The 18,569-nt window shown below is 64.1% G+C and carries 15 protein-coding genes and 1 rRNA gene; 6 read left to right on the top strand and 10 right to left on the bottom strand.

Annotated elements, in window-relative coordinates; all coding sequences use genetic code 11:
• Positions 1-49 precede the first annotated feature (49 nt).
• Genes BMY91_RS22465 through BMY91_RS22450 form a run of 4 tightly spaced genes read left to right on the top strand, consistent with a single transcriptional unit; the run spans position 50 to position 4,415 of the window.
• Entirely contained in the window at positions 50-1,051 is a 1,002-nt protein-coding gene (locus BMY91_RS22465) for an ABC transporter permease (RefSeq protein WP_090826273.1), read from the top strand.
• Complete coding sequence (locus tag BMY91_RS22460; protein ID WP_090826270.1) at positions 1,048-2,118, top strand: ABC transporter ATP-binding protein; 1,071 nt, start codon at positions 1,048-1,050, stop codon at positions 2,116-2,118. The genes BMY91_RS22465 and BMY91_RS22460 overlap by 4 nt, the downstream gene beginning before the upstream one ends.
• An 8-nt stretch (positions 2,119-2,126) precedes the next feature.
• Positions 2,127-3,149 carry an ABC transporter ATP-binding protein gene (locus BMY91_RS22455; RefSeq protein ID WP_090826267.1) on the top strand — a complete coding sequence of 341 codons (1,023 nt, stop codon included), beginning with the start codon at positions 2,127-2,129 and terminating at the stop codon, positions 3,147-3,149.
• A gap of 36 nt (positions 3,150-3,185) precedes the next feature.
• Positions 3,186-4,415: an amidohydrolase family protein gene (locus tag BMY91_RS22450; RefSeq protein WP_090826264.1), complete on the top strand. Its 1,230-nt coding sequence runs from the start codon at positions 3,186-3,188 to the stop codon at positions 4,413-4,415.
• Positions 4,416-4,500: 85 nt separating this feature from the next.
• On the opposite strand, the gene BMY91_RS22445 is transcribed toward BMY91_RS22450, so the two are convergent.
• The 7 genes from BMY91_RS22445 to BMY91_RS22415 all read right to left on the bottom strand — a co-directional run bounded on the left by BMY91_RS22445 (position 4,501) and on the right by BMY91_RS22415 (position 14,128).
• Positions 4,501-4,989, bottom strand: a complete 489-nt coding sequence (locus BMY91_RS22445) for a pyridoxamine 5'-phosphate oxidase family protein (protein WP_090826262.1) — start codon at positions 4,987-4,989, stop codon at positions 4,501-4,503.
• A 103-nt stretch (positions 4,990-5,092) separates the two neighbouring features.
• The gene (locus BMY91_RS22440) at positions 5,093-6,391 is read right to left on the bottom strand and encodes an MFS transporter (RefSeq protein ID WP_090826259.1); all 1,299 of its coding nucleotides are present in this window, start codon (positions 6,389-6,391) and stop codon (positions 5,093-5,095) included.
• Positions 6,392-6,656: 265 nt separating this feature from the next.
• Positions 6,657-8,102 (bottom strand): FAD-binding oxidoreductase, encoded by a 1,446-nt coding sequence (locus BMY91_RS22435; RefSeq protein ID WP_090826323.1) that lies wholly within the window; start codon positions 8,100-8,102, stop codon positions 6,657-6,659.
• A 130-nt stretch (positions 8,103-8,232) separates the two neighbouring features.
• A complete protein-coding gene (locus tag BMY91_RS22430) occupies positions 8,233-10,167 on the bottom strand; it encodes a glycoside hydrolase family 13 protein (RefSeq protein ID WP_090826256.1) in 1,935 nt (644 codons plus the stop codon).
• A gap of 2 nt (positions 10,168-10,169) precedes the next feature.
• Complete coding sequence (locus BMY91_RS22425) at positions 10,170-11,102, bottom strand: sugar ABC transporter permease (protein WP_090826253.1); 933 nt, start codon at positions 11,100-11,102, stop codon at positions 10,170-10,172.
• Positions 11,102-12,733, bottom strand: a complete 1,632-nt coding sequence (locus BMY91_RS22420) for an ABC transporter permease subunit (protein WP_090826249.1) — start codon at positions 12,731-12,733, stop codon at positions 11,102-11,104. Before BMY91_RS22420 ends, BMY91_RS22425 begins: the two co-directional genes overlap by 1 nt.
• 96 nt (positions 12,734-12,829) lie before the next feature.
• Positions 12,830-14,128: a sugar ABC transporter substrate-binding protein gene (locus tag BMY91_RS22415; RefSeq protein WP_090826246.1), complete on the bottom strand. Its 1,299-nt coding sequence runs from the start codon at positions 14,126-14,128 to the stop codon at positions 12,830-12,832.
• A gap of 209 nt (positions 14,129-14,337) precedes the next feature.
• On the opposite strand from BMY91_RS22415, the gene BMY91_RS22410 reads away from it, so the two are divergent.
• Complete coding sequence (locus tag BMY91_RS22410) at positions 14,338-16,068, top strand: glycoside hydrolase family 13 protein (protein WP_256212877.1); 1,731 nt, start codon at positions 14,338-14,340, stop codon at positions 16,066-16,068.
• Positions 16,069-16,088: 20 nt separating this feature from the next.
• The gene (locus tag BMY91_RS22405) at positions 16,089-17,111 is read left to right on the top strand and encodes a LacI family DNA-binding transcriptional regulator (protein ID WP_090826240.1); all 1,023 of its coding nucleotides are present in this window, start codon (positions 16,089-16,091) and stop codon (positions 17,109-17,111) included.
• 18 nt (positions 17,112-17,129) lie between these two features.
• On the opposite strand, the gene BMY91_RS22400 is transcribed toward BMY91_RS22405, so the two are convergent.
• The 3 genes from BMY91_RS22400 to rrf form a co-directional block, all read right to left on the bottom strand.
• Positions 17,130-17,651: a GNAT family N-acetyltransferase gene (locus BMY91_RS22400; protein WP_256212876.1), complete on the bottom strand. Its 522-nt coding sequence runs from the start codon at positions 17,649-17,651 to the stop codon at positions 17,130-17,132.
• On the bottom strand, positions 17,644-18,138 hold the full coding sequence (locus BMY91_RS22395) for an SRPBCC domain-containing protein (RefSeq protein WP_090826320.1): 495 nt from the start codon (positions 18,136-18,138) through the stop codon (positions 17,644-17,646). Before BMY91_RS22395 ends, BMY91_RS22400 begins: the two co-directional genes overlap by 8 nt.
• Positions 18,139-18,226: 88 nt before the next feature.
• Positions 18,227-18,343, bottom strand: a 5S ribosomal RNA gene (gene rrf, locus BMY91_RS22390).
• Positions 18,344-18,569 lie beyond the last annotated feature (226 nt).

Below are 18,569 nucleotides of genomic sequence, written 5' to 3'. Positions count from 1 at the left end.
AAGGAGAAGCGGGCCGCCTGCAACCAGCGGGCGGCCCGCAACCACCACCATGATGACTTTCATTCTTCGCCGGACCGGATCGCTGGTACTGCTTCTCGCCGCGGTCAGTTTCATCACCTTCACCCTCTTCCAGCTTGGCCCGTCCGATCCCGCAGCTGCTGCCTGCGGACAGGAATGCACCCCCGAACGCGTAGCGGAAGCCCGCGTGGCCCTGGGCATGGACCAGCCGTTCTTTGTCCAGTACTTCGACTACATCCGGGGCCTTTTCTCGTCGCGGATGATCGGCGCCCCGGGTGCGCAGACGCTGTGCGAATGGCCGTGCCTGGGCAAGTCCTTCCAAACCAATGAGAACGTAGCGGACATCATCGGCCGCTCACTCCCCTACACCTTCTCCATGGCCATCGGCGCCCTCATCCTGTGGACCATCACCGGCGTCGGGCTTGGTCTGCTTGCCGCGCTTCGCAAGGGTTCCCCGGTGGACAAGTTCATTGTGGGCGCCGCCTCCGTTGGCGTTTCACTGCCTATCCCCGTTACCGGCCTGTTCCTGCTGCTCCTGTTCGTCAACCAGCTGCACCTGCTGCCGTTCACCACCAACGAGATCAACAGCCCCTTTGGCCCGCAAGGACCCGGGGCTTGGGTGGCCAACTATCTGCTTCCCTGGATCGCCTTGGCTGTCCTGTTCAGCGCGTCCTATATCCGGGTGACCCGTACCAATATGATCGAGACGTTCGGTGAAGACTTCATCCGGACCGCCCGCGCCAAAGGTCTTGCGCCCCGAACTGTCACTTTCAAGCACGGCGTGCGTGCAGGCATCACTCCCGTGGTCACCATGCTGGGCATGGACATTGGCCTGTTGCTCGGTGGCGCAGTCCTCACCGAGCAGATCTTCTCCGTCCCTGGCCTGGGCTTCACGGCAGTTCACGCCGCTATTTCCGGCGATCTTCCAGTGACCATGGCCATCACCATGCTGGCCGCGTTCTTCGTCATCGTTGCCAACGTCGCTGTGGACCTCGCCTACGCCGCCATCGACCCCCGAGTGAGGCTCCAATGACCCAGATGAATATCACCGCCAAGAAGGCGAGCGCCCCGGCCGGCGGTACGGCAGGCGCCACGGCCACCGCACCGTTCCTTGAAGTCCGCGACCTCACCGTGAAGTTCCCTACGGATGACGGCGTTGTCTCCGCAGTGAACGGCATGGACTTCGCCCTGGAACGCGGGCAGACCCTGGGCATCGTGGGCGAATCCGGCTCCGGTAAATCCGTCACCAGCCAAGCGCTCATGGGCCTGCTCAAGGGCACGTCCGCGCAGGTCACCGGGGAGGCGATGTTCCAAGGCAAGGACCTGGTGACGCTCCCCGAGTCCGCCATGCGCCAGCTTCGTGGCCGCAACATCGGCATGATCTTCCAGGATCCCCTTTCTGCCCTGCACCCCTTCTATACCGTGGGCCACCAGATCGCCGAGGCATACCTGGTCCACAACAAGGCGAGCAAGAAGCAGGCCCGGGCTGCCGCCGTCGACATGCTGGGTAGGGTGGGCATCCCCAGCCCGGAACAGCGCTACGACGAGTACCCCCACCACTTCTCCGGCGGCATGCGCCAGCGTGCCATGATCGCCATGGCACTGATTTGCGAGCCTGAACTGCTGATTGCCGATGAACCAACCACTGCACTGGATGTGACGGTCCAGGCCCAGATCCTGGATCTGATGTCTGAGCTTCAGGAGGAAACCAACTCGGCGCTCATCCTCATCACGCACGATCTCGGTGTGGTGGCTGAGGTCTGCGACAACGTGCTGGTCATGTACGGAGGCCAGTGCGTCGAGTCCGGGCCGGTGGACGATATCTTCTACGACACCCAACACCCCTACACTTTGGGCCTGCTCAACTCGATGCCCACGCTCAACAGCGCGGCAAGCCGGCTGAACCCCATACCCGGCCAGCCGCCGTCGCTCCTTGACCTGCCCAAGGGCTGCATCTTCAGCGCGAGGTGCCAATACGCCGAACTCGCCGGCGACGGCGTCTGCGCCAGCCAGCGACCCGAGCTGCGGGTCGAAGACGGGCACGGCAAGCGCTGCCACTTGAGCGGCCCGCAGATCATCACCATCCGGAATTCGCGTTAGGACCCGCCATGGAACATCAGCCAATCCTGCAGGTGGAGAACCTGCAGAAACACTTCCCGCTGAAGGGCGGGCTGCTGCCGGGCTCCGCCAAAGGCTCCGTCAAAGCGGTCGACGGCGTGTCGTTCAGTCTTGCTCGAGGCCAGACGCTGGGGCTGGTGGGTGAGTCCGGATGCGGTAAGTCCACCACGGGACGCATGGTGGCACGGCTCATGGACCCGACCGGTGGACGGATCATGATCGACGGCGTCGACATCAGCCAGCTGCGTGGCCGGGAGCTGTACAACTTCCGGCGGAAGGTCCAGATGATCTTCCAGGACCCGTTCGCCTCCCTGAACCCACGCCAGACGGTGGGTACCGCCATCGCCGCTCCCATGGTGGCTCAGAAAATCAATCCCCCGGGCGGGCTCAAGAACAGGGTCAAGGAACTCCTGGACCAGGTGGGGCTGAAGCCGGAACACTACAACCGCTTCCCGCACGAATTCTCCGGCGGGCAGCGGCAGCGTGTGGGCATTGCCCGGGCGATTTCCCTGAACCCCTCGGTGATCGTGTGCGACGAGCCGGTCTCAGCGTTGGATGTTTCCGTGCAGGCACAGGTAGTGAACCTCCTGCAGCAGATCCAGCGGGACACTGGCGTTTCCTACATCTTCATTGCCCACGATCTTTCTGTGGTCCGGCACATTTCCCACGAGGTTGCTGTGATGTATCTGGGCAAGATCGTGGAACAGGGCCCGCGCGACGAGCTCTTCCAGAACCCTTTGCACCCTTACACCAAGGCATTGCTCTCGGCGGTGCCACTGCCGGATCCCCGGGCCGCCCGTGAGCAGGTAAAGATCCGGCTTCGAGGCGATCTGCCGTCTCCAGCCAATCCTCCCAGCGGCTGCGTCTTCCGGACCCGTTGCCCACTGATCGGCACGCTCCCGGAGGAACAGCGGCAACGCTGCATGGACCAGATTCCGACGCCGGCCACGCCCGCCGCGCCTGCCTGCCACCATACGGGTATGGCGGCGACCGTCCTGGCCGGCGTGCAATAGAGGCAGGCAATGGATTCACTATCAAAGGAGCAAACATTGAACACCCTGATCCGCGCCGTCCGCCCCTGGGGGCAAGCGCTCAGCGACGTCACCGTCTCTGCGGGCGAAACCGGTGGCAAGATCACCAGCGTCGAGGCTCATGACCCCGCCCGGGCGGTTCCGGCCAACGTGACCGTAGTAGAAGGCCGCGGACGCTTGCTGCTGCCATCGTTCTCCGACGTCCATGTGCATTTGGATTCCACCAGGATCGGTTTGCCCTTCCGCGAGCACACCGGCGGTCCCGGCGTGTGGACCATGATGATGAACGACCGGCAGAACTGGCGCAAAGCCGAAGTTCCCCTGCAGGATCGCGTGAATGACACCCTGGGACGGATGATCGCGCGGGGCACCACCCGCGTTCGCTCCTACGCCCAGGTGGACGTGGACTGCAAGCTGGAGCGTTTCGACGCCGTTGCTGCTGCCAAGGAGAAGTTCGCCGGCCAGGCGTCCGTGGACATCATCGCCTTCCCTCAGGCCGGACTGTTGCTGGAGGAGGGCACGGTGGAGCTCATGGAAGAGGCACTGAAAGCCGGCGCCAACGTGATGGGCGGGATCGATCCTTGCACGCTGGACCGGGACCCGGCGAAGCATCTGGACATTGTGTTCGGCCTGGCCGAAAAGTACCAGGTTCCCATCGATATCCACCTCCACGAACCCGGCGAATTGGGGGTCTTCAGTACCGACCTGGTGCTGGAGCGCACCCGTGCGCTGGGCATGCAGGGCAAAGTCACCATGTCCCATGCGTACCAACTGGGCAGCGTCAACGAGGCCACCACGCGCAGGCTCATCGACGCCTTCGCGGAGCTCGATGTCTCCCTGGCGTCGGTTGCTCCCTCTGCTGCGGGTCAGCTGCCCATCCCGCTGCTCACCGAAGCCGGGGTTCGCTTGGGGCTCGGCGAGGACGGCCAGCGCGACTACTGGTCGCCTTATGGCAACACGGACATGCTGGACCGGACCTGGCAGCTCGCCTTCACCCATGGCTTCCGCAAGGACGAGCTGATCGAGCACAGCCTGGCCATCGCCACGATCGGTGGCGCCAGCATTCTTGACCCCGGCGCAACCAGACTCAAGGACACCGCCCACCGTCCCGGCGTCGAGGTTGGCGATCCTGCTGAGCTGCTCCTGGTGGACGGCGAAACAGTGGCGTCCACGGTGATGGACCGCGGCAAGGACCGCACCGTGATCCACGCCGGCCGGGTTGTGGCTGACCAGCTGAAACTCGTCTAGCGCCCACATAAAACCCGCTCTTGTTTGTGGTCCTCGCCTTACAGGGTGAGGAATCCCGAACAGGGGCGGGTTTTCGCGTTAGGTGCTACTCGCCCCGGGCCGTGGGCGCGTCATCCAGCGGCGTCCACCACGTCACAGCGGGAGTGACCGTGAACCGGCGCCCCGTCACCTTGGTGGGAGTGATCCGGATGAACTGGTCCTTCTGCCCGGCCTCCCAGGGGAACAGCAGAAGGCCAATGGTGTCCAGCACGTCCTGGGTCAGCTTCACAGCGGACGCCTGGCCCTTGACCACGACGCTCCACGCCACGCCTGTTTCTGCGTTGACGCCATCAGCCTCGATCGCCACGGGCGCATCGCCCAGCGCCGCGTGGAGTTTGGTCCCCTCACCCGTCCGGAACACCATGGTTCCGTGGTCAACCTTGTAATTCACGGGGAAGATGTCCGGGTGGTCATCCACAACGACGGCAAGCCTGCCCACTGAGACACTCCGGAGGAGCTCCCAGCACTGATTGGTTTCAAGGATTTCCGTGGCGGGGGTGCCAGGCTGATTGGTCCCCGTTGGTGAGTTGGTCATATCGCCGAGGATACGCCGGAGAGTTGCGCCCCAACAGGCCTGCCGACGGCTGAGGAAGTCAGACCCGCCGGTGCCCTTTTCTCCCGGCCTTCAACGGAACGGGTCAGCGAACAGGGGAAGGGTTCACCGCGTCCTGCTGGGAAATTTCGGCTGATTCCACGCTGACCAGTGGTCCCCGGATGGCAAGGAATCCCGCACCAGCCAGCACCACGGCTTCGGCGGCGAGCACCCAGAACGTCACTTCCCAGCCACCGGTCATCGCGTGCAACATCCCTGCGAGCAGCGGGCCCAGGGAGGCCAGAGCGAATCCCAATCCCTGGCTCATGGCAGAGAGCCTTCCGGCAGATTGGGGTCCAGCGGACCGGATGACCACCAATGCCATGGCCAGTCCGAACCCGGCACTCTGCACCACTCCAAGAATCCCGACGGCGGTGAACTGCAGCTCAGCCGGTGCCGCCAGGACGCCCAGCAGCGCGAGCGCCACCGTCATTCCAAGGCCGGGCGCCAGGATCCGAAGAATGGCTGGACGGCTGGCCAACACGGGCGCCAGCAAACTGGCCGGAAGGCCCGCAAGGCTGAACCAGGCCAGCAAGGCGGCGGAGTCGGCAGGCGAAAGCCCCCGGGATACCAAGTACACGGCCAACCAGGACGTGATGGCGAAGTACAGCATGGCCTGCAGGCCAAAGAAGGCAGTGACGGCCCACGCGGTGCGTTGCTTCCGGAGCGGCGTGACTTCCTCTGCGGTGGTGGAGCCCGCGGTGATGGAGCCTGGGGTGATGGTGCCTGGGGTGATGGTGCCCGCCGTGGTGGGTGCCGTCGTCGGGCGTCCTCCCGAGCGGTGAATCAGAAACGCACCCATCAAGGCTGGGACCGCCCACACGGCAAGCGCTGAGGGGAGGTTGCCGCCGAATGCCTGCTCCAGTGGCTGGACCAGGCCCGCCCCGAGCGCGGCCCCGAGCCCAAATCCCATGGTGCACAGGCCCGTCCACCACCCGGTGCCGCGGTTTGCTTTGACGATCTGGGGCACCAGCACGCTGGCGGTCATGATCGCGCTGCCGGCAAGGAACGTTCCGGGCAACAGGAGTGCCGGCACCGTCGCCCGGACCACCAAAGCTGCTGCGAGCACCAGCAGCGCTACCGCAACAGCCCGCCCGGTCCCGAATCGCCTGGCCAGCCACGGCCCCATCGGCCCCGATACGCCAAACGCCAGCACGGGCAAAGTGCCCAGGAGCGGAAGCAGCGTGGGATCCACACCAAACACACCCGGCACCTGGCCCATCACGCCGGCGACCGTAGTAATAGCCGGCCGAAGATTGACGGAAACCATCACAAGCGCGAGCAACACCAGCCCCGTCCTCAGCCTAGGACCCAGTACCGCTCCAGCCTGCCGCTTCTCCAGCACGTCATTCCCCTCATAGCAACTTTGGTATACCAAGCAAGACTATGAGGAGAATGACGGAAAGTAAATGCGGACAAACAAGCAGACTTGTTGTGACGCTTCGACAGTCTTCAATGAGTTTGGAATACCAAGGAATGTACCGAGGACGCGCTACGGCCCGCAGGACCGGAACGCGGCAGCGCGCGTCCAAGGGAGGAACGACCGAGCGCGCCGAGCGTTTCGGACCTGCGGGCTACCCAGCGTTTCGGCCCTGCGGGCGGGCTCCAGATCAGATAGCCTTCCCCGGGTTCAGAATTCCCTGCGGGTCGAACAGCTCCTTGATCCGCCGCTGCAGCTCCCGCACCGGCTCGGGCTGCTCAAGGCCGAGCCACCGCAGCTTGTATTGCCCCACGCCGTGTTCACCCGTGATGGTTCCCCCCATCTCCAGGCCTACCCGGATGGACTCATCCAGGGCGGCGTTGAGGCGTTGCAGTGCATCGGCGTCCGTGGCTGGGTCCACGCGGTCCATCCAGAATGTTGGGTGCAGGTTGCCGTCACCGGCGTGGGCCACCACCTTGAGCCGGACGTTGTAGCGTTCGGCCATGGCTTCGAGCGCGGCGACGAAGTCCACCAGCCGCGAGCGCGGGACCGCTATGTCCTCCCCCACCCTGAACTCGTCGTCCACTTCGACGCCGCGGCTGTTGCGGCGCAGCTCCACCAGCATTTCGGCTTCCGCGCTGGCTTCGGTGGTCACGGTGGCACCGCCCTCGGCAAGTACTTGCCGGACGACGTCGGCTTCCGCAGCAGCGCCGAAGCCGTCGGTCTGGATGAGGAGCAGGGACTTGCCGCGCTTTTGCAGGTCACCGCCGTGGAGTTCGTCCAGCTGCACCAAGGTGCCGTTGTCCAGGAGTTCCATGATGGCGGGCTGCACCCGGGCCTTACCTACGGCCAATACACCTGCGGCCGCGCTGCTGAAGTCCCGGTAGAACGCCGCAATGGTGTGCACTTCGCGCGGAAGGTATTTCAGCCGGACGGTCACGCCCACCACGATGCCCAGTGTTCCTTCCGAACCCACCAGCAGGGCCGTGAGGTCGTAGCCCGCCACGCCTTTGAATGTCTGGTGGCCGGTGTGCATCAACGAACCGTCTGCCATTACCACGTCCAGGGCCAACACGGAATCGCGGGTCACCCCGTACTTGGCGCACCGCAGTCCCCCGGCATTGGTGGCCACATTGCCGCCGATGGTGGACATTTTGTAGCTGGCGGGGTCCGGCGCGTACATGAGTCCGTGCTCAGCGGCCGCCGTATTCAGGTGGGCGTTGATGACGCCGGGTTCGACGACGGCGGTCTCGTCGTCGGGGTTGAGGTCCAGGATGCGGTTCATCCGTTCAAGGCTCAGGACGATGCAGCCATGGGTGGCGTGCGCTCCCCCGGAGACGCCGGTGCCGGCACCGCGGGCGACGATCGGCACCTGATGCGCGGAGCAGGTGCGGACGATGTGTTGCACGTCCTCCACGGACTCGGCCCACACCACAGCCAGGGGCAGGTGCCTCTCCAACAGCGGCCCTTGGTCCGCGGAGTAGACAGTGAGGGTTTCTTCGTCCTCTGCGAGTTGGCTGGCACCAAGTCCGTGTGCCAGCTCTTGCAGGAAGGCTCCCTGCCCGGCTGATTGCCGGGTTGCTTCCGCGTGGCCGAGCGTGCGGTCCTTGATGCGTTCCTCTGATGTACCGGCCATGGCCGTTTCGTCCGACAAGGCATTTCCTCCACATGAGCACCGCGGACACGCCAAACCGGCAGTCTTCGCAGTGTTTTCTGTGGTCACAGTCTAGCCAGCACCGCAGGCGCAGCACTGCAAACAGGGCCTGCTACCTCACAGGAATCGCCGTCCCGGGCAGCGCCCACATCGCTGCGGAGATGCCCTCGGCCCGGAGGCGGACACGCTCGACGCCGGACGCCCCGGCGGGTGCCGACGTCACCGTTCCGCACTGGTGCAGTGGCTTTGCGAGGAGCGATGTGAGTTGCGCTTCGGAGAGAACGGGGCTGTTCAGGACGACGTCGGCGTTGTCTCTCGCTACGAACACCAGCACTGAGGACTGTGCCGTCTCCCGGACGAAGGCCAAGGCGTTGCCCTCGGCATGGAGCCAGCGAACCCCTCCGTCGGTCAGGGCCGGCAGTTCCTTCCGTAGCCGTCCCAGGGCCGCATGGACGGAACGAAGGTCCCTGCGAACACGCTGAAGGTCACCCCACGGCATGGGAGTCCGGGAATCCTCGCCGTTGAACCCTTCCAGTCCGAACTCATCCCCGGCGAACATCACGGGCACACCCGGCAGGCAATAGGTGAGGAAGGCTCCCACGTCCGGCCCGCCGTCGACCATTACCGTGGCCGCACGTGCGGTGTCGTGCGTGTTAAGGGCGTTCATGTTGTTTTTTCGCACACCCCAGCTAAATCCCGCAGCCAGTTCCTGGTGCGTCGCCAGGAAGTCCTCGGCGTCGATCTTGTGGGGCCCGGACTGCGGCGAACCGAAGAAGTTCACGTTGGGAGCATCCTTGGCCAGCCAGGACCACAGCGGTCTGGTGAGGTTGGAGTACGTCATGGCTCCCTGCCAGTGCTCTCCTGTGACGTCCGCGGCGGCGTCGGATGTGGATTCGGCCAGCAGGGCCGCGTTCGGGTTGATCTCACGCACACGGTCCGCGACGAGCCGCGCTACCTCGTGATTGAGGTCCACCGCTCCCAGCCGCCCGGTCATGTTGCCGACGTCGATCCTCCAACCGTCCAGGCTGAAGGGAGGCTTGAGCCAGCGGGCCACCACGGAATCATCGTCGGTCACGAAGCGCCGGCGGAGCGCATCAGAGGACCAGTTGAACTTGGGCAGCGACGCCACACCCCACCAGGACTCGTAGCTCGAATGGTCAGCGCTGAAGTAGTAGTAACCCGCTTCCTCGGAGCCGGGATCGGCGAGCGCCTTGATGAACCACTCGTGCGCGGCGCCGGAGTGGTTGGCGGTGAGGTCTCCCATCACCCTGATCCCGCGGGCGTGCGCGGCTTCCACCAGGTCCACCAACGCTTGGTCTCCACCCAGGAGCGGGTCCACGGAATCGAACGTGGACGCATCGTACCGGTGGTTGGAGCGGGCGGGGAAAAACGGCGTCAGGTAGAGGATGTCAACGCCCAGTTCCTGCAGATGATCCAGTTTGCCGGTGATCCCTGGCAGGTCTCCCCCGTAGAACTGCGTGGATGCCTGCCCGCCCGTCCCCACCACGGGAGTTTCCCAGGAACAAGCGGTGGCCCATTCAGGGACAGGGTGCCCGTCAGCCTGTTCAGAGCGGGCGAACCTGTCCGGAAACACTTGGTACATGGTGCCCTTGCGGAGCCATTCCGGAGCCGGGGCAAAGGACGTCAGCCTGAAGTCCGCGGCGTCGGACACGTCGCGTCGGAACAGGCCTTGGGCGTTGAGGTTCCAGTAGCTCCGCTCCGCTGTACTGCCAGTCGCAACGCTGGCGGCAGCGCCGTCGTCGTGCGTTGGGGAGACTTCCAGCAGGAAGCGGTACCTGGCCACAGGGTTGGCCACCAGCATCGCCGCTTCCCACCAGTCCCAGCCATCGGCCGTGCCCAGCCGAAGGGCGGCGTCGTAGCGCGGCTCGCCGTCCTGGACGGACCGGACCCACACCTTCGACGCCGGACCCCACCCCTGCGGGACCCGCACCCGGAGCCGGACGGTATCGCCAAGGGATACGTCCCCGGGTGCAGTTGTGGTGACGAAGAGACCGGAGCCGTCGTGGTGTGGAAGGGCGATGGGCATGGTCAGCCTTTCACGGAGCCAGCGGTGAGCCCGCTGACGATGTATTTCTGCAGGAAGAGGAACAGGGCCATGACCGGGATGGCGGCGATCACGGCACCTGCAGCGAAGACACCCCAGTTTTCGGAGCGCTGCTGGGCCACATAGGAGTACAGCCCCACGGCGAGTGTCTGGCTGTCAGGATCGGTCAACACCACGCTGGCAATGACGAACTCGCTGGAGATCCCGATGAACGCCAGCAGCCCCACTACGGCCAGGATCGGAGTGACCAGGCGGAGGATGATGCCGAAGAAGATCTGCACGTGACTGGCCCCATCAATCTTGGCGGCCTCGTCCAAGGACTGCGGGACAGTGTTGAAGAACCCGTACATGAGGTACGTGTTCACGCCCAGGGCGCCGCCGAGGTACACCATGATCAGGCCAAGCTGACTGCCGAGTCCCAAGGCCGGGATGACCTGCGAAATGCCGCTGAGGAGCAGGAAGATCGCCACCACGGCCAACAGTTGCGGAAACATTTGCAGCAGGAGCAGGGTCAGGAGTCCCATGCGTCGGCCTTTGAAGCGCATGCGGGAGAAGGCATACGCTGCCATGGCGCCGAGGAACACGGTGGCGGCCGATGTCACCAGGCCCACTACCAGGGTGTTCACGAACCAACGGCCGAAGGGGCGGCTTGGATCGCTGAAGAGGGCCACGAAGTTGCCGGCATCGAACCGGGAGAAGAGTCCGTTGGAACCCACCAGGGTGCCGTTGGAGTCCAGGGCCGCGGACAACACGTACAGGAGCGGGAAGACGGCGAAGATCGTGGTGAGGATGCCCACCACATGCCGCCAGCCTTTGTCTCTGAACCAGACCCCGAACGGCCGGCGCTTGGGCGCGAGCGGCGGGTGGACGCCGTCGGACGCTGTTTCCTTGCCGCGGGTGAGTGTGCGTACGCTCATCAGTTCACGTCCTCGAGTGCTTTGGTCTGCTTGAAGCTGATGGCCGAAATGGTGGCCACGATGATGAAGATGATGATCGCGAGCGCGCTGGCGAGGCCGTAGTCGCGGCCCGTTCCCTGGCCGAACGCCACCTTGTAGACCAGCGTGATCAGGATGTCTGTGGATCCGATATCGCGGTCGGTATCGGCGAAGCGTGGCCCACCACCGGTGAGCATGTAGATGACGTTGAAATTGTTGAAGTTGAAGGCGAAGGAGGAGATCAGCAGCGGTGCTACGGACACCAACAGGAGAGGCAGCTTGATGGAGCGGAACACACGCCAGGCCGAGGCCCCATCCATGCGTGCGGCCTCGTCAATTTCCGAGGGCAAGGACTGCAGCGCACCGGTGCAGACCAGGAACATGTACGGGAAGCCGAGCCACACGTTGACCACCAGCACGCTGGTCTTTGCCAGGACAGGGTCCGTGAGCCACCCGATATTCGCGCCGCCCAACAGGGTCTGGTTGAGCCAGCCGAACTCGGGGTTCAGGATGCCGGACCACACCAGGCCGGACAGGAAGGCCGGGAAAGCATAGGGCAGGATCATGAGGATCCGGTACGCCTTCTTGCCGCGCAGGTCTTCACGGTTGAACGTGATGGCCAGGAAGAGCCCCATGACGAAGGTCAGTGCCACCGATGCGATGGAGAACGTGAAAGTCCAGATGATCACGCCCAGGAGTGGTCCGCGGAGGCTTGGATCCGTGAAGGCACGGGTGAAGTTGTCCATGCCCACATCGATCTTCCAGCCCGTTGCCAAGGTCTCGCCCTTGGCGTCGGCAAAGGCACCCTTGCCGTTGTCCCGATACTCCGTCCCTGTCTCTGTGTCCTTGAACGTGTCCGTTGCGGCGTCGTAGTCGAGCGCGGGTTTGAACTGGTAGGCGGTGCTGCCGTCCGCCGTGCGCAGCGTTCCATCCGCAGGATCGCCTGAAACCGGGACTGTAATCTTCAGGATCTCCTGTTGGTTGGCCACGATCTCCTGGAACTTCAAGGTCTGGTAGCCCGGGAGGGAGGTGGCCTTGCCTGTGGAATCCTTGCCGGCGGCCGTTGCCTCGCTGAGTGGCTGTTCCGTGCTGCCTATCTGCGCCTTCCCGGACGGATCCGTGAACAGCAGATAAAAATCGTTGCCCTTGGTGAGGACTGAGGCCTTGTAGGCAGGCGAATCCGGGACACGCTTCTGGGCGGTCAACTGTATGGCCGAAATGGCGTCTTCCTTGGTGCTGTTGTGCCCGTCGCCGTAGTTAGTGAACGCGATGTAGCCGCTGAAGACCACCACCAGAACCTGGAAAACCAGCAGGAAGAGCACGCCGGGGGCGAGGTACTTGGCGGGTAGCCCACCCTTGCGGAGGTAGATCCAGTTGATCGCCAGGACCACCACAGCAGAAACTGCCAGTGCAGCCCAGGATTGGCTAAGGAACAGCATCATCAGGACGTACACAGCGAAGGCGTCCACCAGTCCCAGCAGCACAACTTTGAGAAGAGTGCCCTTGAGGGAATCCGGATGGCGCTTGCTGGGCGCCCGGCGGGTGGTATCGCGGGGCGTGGGCGCCGGGCTGGCTGCGGTGGACGGCAGTTCTTGGAGATCTGGCTTTGGCATTGTGGATCCTTGGGTCAAGCGGTTGGCAGCAGGCACGGGCCGGGCGGAGGGTTGCCGCCCGGCCCAGGGCAGACCGGTGGAATCACCGGTGCGGGACTAGCCGCCGATCTTGGACTTGATGCTGGCGGCCATTTTGGTCCAGGCCTCGGCGGGGTCGCCCTGGCCCTTGATGATGGCCAGTTCCGTGGCTCCCCAATCTGCCCAGACCGCGCTCATTTCCGGGATGGCCGGCATGGGGACGCCGGTGGCGCCGATCTTGCCGAAGGCCTCCACCACGGGATCGCTCGCGGCCTTTTCGAAGGAGGCCTTCAGGGCGGGCGGACGGCCACCTGCCGCATACATGGAGTCCTGGGCGGACTCGGAGGTGAGGTAGTTGGTGACGAACTCATTGGTGGCGAGGGCGTTGGCGCTCTTGGCGCTGATGAAGAAGCCGTTGACGCCAATGAACGGCTGCGCAGGCTCGCCACCGGCGGTGGGGAGCTCATCCACGGCGAACTTGATGCCCTTCTTCTGGACGTCCGGAACGTTCCATGGCCCCGTCAGGAAGTAGGGGGATTCGCCGGCCAGGAACTTCTCCTTGGCGATGTCACCAGTGATGTTGGAGTTGATGATCTTCTCACCGGCGTCGCCCCAGGCGGCCAGCTTCTTGGCAAATTCGACGCCGGCAGCGTCGCCAATGAGAAGCTGCTTGGCGTCGTAGCCGCCGTCGGCGTTCTTGCCGAACACCTGGGAACCCATGGAGGACTGCAGCGGGTACAGGTGGTACGGATCGCCCTGTTTCGGGTCCATGCCCACCAGGAACGGGAAGGTGGCCTTGCCGTCAGCTACGGCCTGCTTGCCGTTGGCCACCACTTCGTCCAGGGTTGCGGCCTTGCTCTCCACGATGCTGGTGTTACGCAGCAGGGCAATGTTCTCAATGGCGTAGGGAACACCGTAGACGGCACCGTTGTAGGTCATGGCCTTGATGGAGGATTCCTGGAACTCCGTGGCTTTGTCGCCCAGCTCCACCGGTGCGATCACGCCGTTCTGGACGAACTTGCCGATCCAGTCATGGGGTCCAACAATGAGGTCCGGTCCCTGGCCGGTGGGAACCTGGGTGATGAAGTCATCGCGCACGGCGGCAAAGTCCTTGACCACCAGCTTTACCTCGATGCCGGTATCAGACCTGAACTTCTCCGTGATGTCCTTCAGGGCCGGGGAGCGCTCGGCGTCCACCCACATGGTGATGACACCGGCTCCAGCCGCTTTGAGATCCTGTTTTGCAGCTTCAGAGCTCGGAGCGGTGGAGGCGCTTCCACCACAGGCGCTCAGGGCCAGTGCCGCTGCTACGGAGATTGCCCCGGTGGCGAAAACCCGCCGGGTGGTTTGAGTCGCTAGGGCATTGTGCACCTTCATTGGTGTCCCTTTCGTTCTTCTTTGCTTCGGCGGCAGGCTCTCAGATCCCGTCATATCGCCGGTGACATGGCTCACAACTGCAAGCGCTTCCACACACTACATGGCTGCGCGCTGGTTTGAAAAGCCAGCAGTATGAGAAGCCTGCAAAGACAGCACCCTTAGGACTGGAAGCGTTTACAATTCGCCGAATTCTCTTCTACGATGTGTTCATGTCCGTTGATTCATTGCTCTCGGTTGCGGCCCACGAGCCCACTGCAGCTTTCACGCAGCTCACCCCGGTCCACCAGGCCTCCACGGCGCACGGATGGTGGCGTTCCGCTGTGATCTACCAGATCTACCCGCGATCCTTCCGGGACCTCAACGGGGACGGTGTAGGGGACCTGGCAGGCATTACGGCCGAACTCACGCAGCTTGCCGGACTAGGCATCGACGCCGTGTGGTTGTCACCGTTCTACCGCTCACCCCAGCGGGATGCGGGCTACGACGTCAGCGACTACTGCGACGTTGATCCGTTGTTCGGCACCTTGGCCGATTTCGATGCCCTCATCGCCGAGGCCAACCGGCTCAACCTGCGGGTCATCGCCGACCTCGTTCCGAACCACTGTTCAGACCAACATGTCGCGTTCCAAGCGGCACTCATGGCCGGCGCCCACAGCCCGGAGCGGGATATGTTCATCTTCCGGGACGGCCTTGGACCTGATGGGAACCAGCCGCCCAACAACTGGCAATCGCACTTCGGCGGCCCGGCATGGACGCGCATCATCGAGCCGGACGGCCAACCCGGCCAGTGGTTCCTGCACCTCTTCGACTCCTCGCAGCCGGACTTCAACTGGGACAACCCAGCTGTCCACGCCGAATTCGAACGCGTGCTCCGCTTCTGGCTGGACCGCGGCATCTCCGGATTCCGGGTGGACGTAGCCCACGCGTTGGTCAAGGCAGCAGGCCTGCCCAACTGGGGCGGGCGTGCCGACGGCAACAGCTCAGAGGGTTTTCCCGGCCAGGATGCGCCTATGTTTGGCCAGCCCGCACTGCACGACATCTACCGCCGCTGGCGTTCCATCCTGGAAGAATACGGTCCGGACCGCATCTTGTGCGCCGAAGCCAACGTGGATCCGCTCCCCCGGCTGGCACAGTGGGTCCGCCCGGACGAGATGCACCAGGCCTTCAATTTCCCGTACCTGCACGCCGGACTGGACGTGAACCGCCTGCGCCATATCATCACCGACTCCTTGGTCTCGCTGGACGCAGTGGGGGCACCGAGCACCTGGGTGCTGTCCAACCACGATGTTGTGCGGCACGTCTCGCGGTTCGGCTACGACGGCCAGGGACCGCGCGACGGCGACGGCATCGGCCCCGACGACGTACAGCCCAACCTGGACCTCGGACGACGACGGGCTGCCGCGGCCACCATGTTCATGCTCGGGCTCCCGGGCGGCGCCTACCTTTACCAGGGCGAAGAGCTGGGCCTTCCCGATTCAACCAGCATTCCCGGCAGCATGCGCCAGGATCCAACCTTTGCCCGCACCGGCGGAGCAAGGATCGGCCGTGACGGCTGCAGGGTGCCGCTCCCCTGGCGCTCCGCCGAGCCACACTCCGGCTTCGGCGCCGGCCTGGATCCCTGGCTGCCACAACCCGAGTCCTGGCCCGCGCTGGCGAGGGACCATCAGGAGGCCGATCCGGCGTCGCACCTTAATCTGTACAGGGAGATGCTCGCTGTCCGGGCCGCGCGCGGTCTCGGCCAGGGCTCGCTCGCCTGGGTGGAGGACTACTGCACAGGCTCCTCGCTGGCCTACCTCAACGGCACCACGCTGGTGATCATGAACGCCGGCGCTGACGCCATGCCACTCCCGGCAGGCGAGACGATCCTCCGCAGCTCCGCGGCGGAGGCGGGCGCTGATCTACTAGGCTCAGGGGAGACAATCTGGCTCACAGCCAGCTAATTTCCCCACCGAGGAGCAGCATGACCGGCATCAAGGACGTAGCCGAGCGCGCAGGGCTGTCCGTTGCCACTGTTTCGAGGGCGCTGAGCGGCAAGGGACATGTGTCCCCCACCAGCCGGGAACGTGCCCGCGCCGCAGCCGCCGAGTTGGGCTTCGTGCTGTCCTACCACGCGTCCAGCCTGGCCTCCGGGCGTACGCACAACGTCGGCCTGGTGGTTCCCTCGGTCCACCGCTGGTTCTTTTCAGCGGTAATCGAGGGCGCCTCCGCCGCGCTGCTGGAAGCCGGCTACGACCTCACGTTGTACAACATCGGGGAGAACCCGGAACATCGGCACAGCGTCTTCAGCGACTTCCTGCTGCGCAAACGCGTGGACGCGGTCATAGCGGTGTCTCTGGAGCTCAGCGAAAGCGAAATCCAGCAGCTCCACGCCATGCACCGTCCCATCGTGGGCATCGGCGGCCCTCTGCCCGGAGCGTCAACCATCAGGATCGACGACGCCGCGATTGCCAGGAAGGCAACCAACCACCTCCTGGGCTTGGGCCACAGCAAGATCGCCCACATCACCGGCAACGAAGCCTACGATCAAGACTTCCAGCTGCCGGGGACCCGCCGCAGCGGATTCGAACAAGCAATGAACGACGCCGGCTGTCCGGTCAGGCCCGAATGGATCGTTTCGGCAGACTTCACCATAGAAGGCGCTTACGCAGCTGCCCGTCAGTTGCTCGCCAGCGCACCCGAACGGCCCACCGCCGTCTTCGCAGCTTCCGACGAGATGGCAATCGGCACCATCCTGGCGGCCCGGGACTTCGGCTTGCGGATCCCGGAAGACCTCTCCGTCATGGGCATTGATGGCCACGACCTTGGGAACGTCATGGGATTGACCACCATCGATCAGGACGCCAAGGGCCAGGGGGCATTGGCGGTTCGCACCCTGCTGGGTGCCATCACCAAAGACGTGGCCCTTGAACCCGCCGACACCGAGCACCCCACAAAGCTGGTTGTGCGCACCAGCACGGCGGTTCCCAAAGTCAGCGCCTCCTAGCTTCCCCTCTTCCAGTGGCTATGGCAGGGAACGCTCCATGACAAGCTCCAGCTTGGACGTGTCCTGCGGATAAGGCCTGCTGGCACCGGTGGTTTCGAATCCGTGACGCCGGTAAAAGGCCAACGCCCGTGTATTGTCCTCATGGACCCCAAGCTCCATCAGCCCGGCGCCGAGCTGTCCCGCAGCGGCTGCGCATGCCTCGTCGAGGAGCTGATCCGCCAGCCCCAATCCCCTGCGCTCCGGAGCGACGTACACACTGAGCAGCATCGCCTGCACCGGCTTCTGTGGGTCCTGGGGGTGTTTGAGGACCACCCGCATCAGTCCACAGAACCTGGAGCCGTCATGACCTGCATCGGCTACCAACGTCATGCTTCCGTCTCCGGACATCGCGACAGCGCGCTCCTGCCACTGGGTGTCCGTCTGCCGGCGTGCAGCATCCAGGCTCTCCACATAGGCCATGGGAGTGTCGGTGAGCATCTCCAGCCTGACGTTCTTCAGCAACTGCCAGTCGTCTGCGTGGAGTCGACGGACCCTAGGCAACTGCTCCGCCCATGAACCTCACATAGCGCTCCAGGACGCGGGGCCAGCCTTCTGCATATGACTCCCTGGAGGCAGCCGGGTCTTCAGCGCCCTCCCATCCGTCGTGGATCAATCGAACTTCCGTGCCTCCGTCCACAGCCCGGAACGCAACCCGAATCTCCGTGGACCACAGAGGCGTACTGGCCGGGTACCAGCTGGCGTGGAAAGACAGTGGGGGCTGCCAGTCGTCGATGGTTCCCCACACGGACGTACGGCCATCCTCGGCCGTCTCCAGGATCAGGTTCTCCTCGAACTCAACGTGGGATCCGGCACCGAAGACGCTTTCCTGTTCCAACGGCCACCACAGGTGAGGATGGTCCGTGAAGCCTTGAAAGGCATGTGAAACGTTCGTGGGCACAACAACCGCAATGATGAGGGGCTCCAGGTCATTGCTGCCTTGCTGGGTGGACTCGGGCTCCGACTCGGGGTGGCTGAAGAGGCTTTCCATGAGCACCAACTCTACCGGGGGTCAATGGCGCATGGGTGGGTTAAAGACGAAGGGCCCCAGCTATTGGCTGGGGCCCTTCTCAATTTATGTCCGGCGGTGTCCTACTCTCCCACACCCTCCCGGGTGCAGTACCATCGGCGCTGTGGGTCTTAGCTTCCGGGTTCGGAATGGGACCGGGCGTTTCCCCCACGCTATGACCGCCGTAACTCTGTTACCCGTCCCGGTCCCCCTGTGGGGGGTGGGTGGGAAATCTTTGGGTTACAACTGTGGTGCTTGGTTGTTATTTAGTTGTTGGTTCCGGCTACCCGTGGTGGGTTGTTGTTCGGGAACCACATAGTGGACGCGTGCAGTGTGTTGTGTGGTGTAAGTTGTTGGCCTATTAGTACCGGTCAGCTTCACGAGTCTTTAGTCCTCGCTTCCACATCCGGCCT

It is taken from the genome of Arthrobacter sp. yr096 (genome assembly GCF_900108925.1).
In the GTDB taxonomy this organism is placed as follows: Bacteria; Actinomycetota; Actinomycetes; order Actinomycetales; family Micrococcaceae; genus Arthrobacter.
Note: the sequence above shows the minus strand (reverse complement) of the source record. Positions and strands in the feature narration are given on the sequence as shown.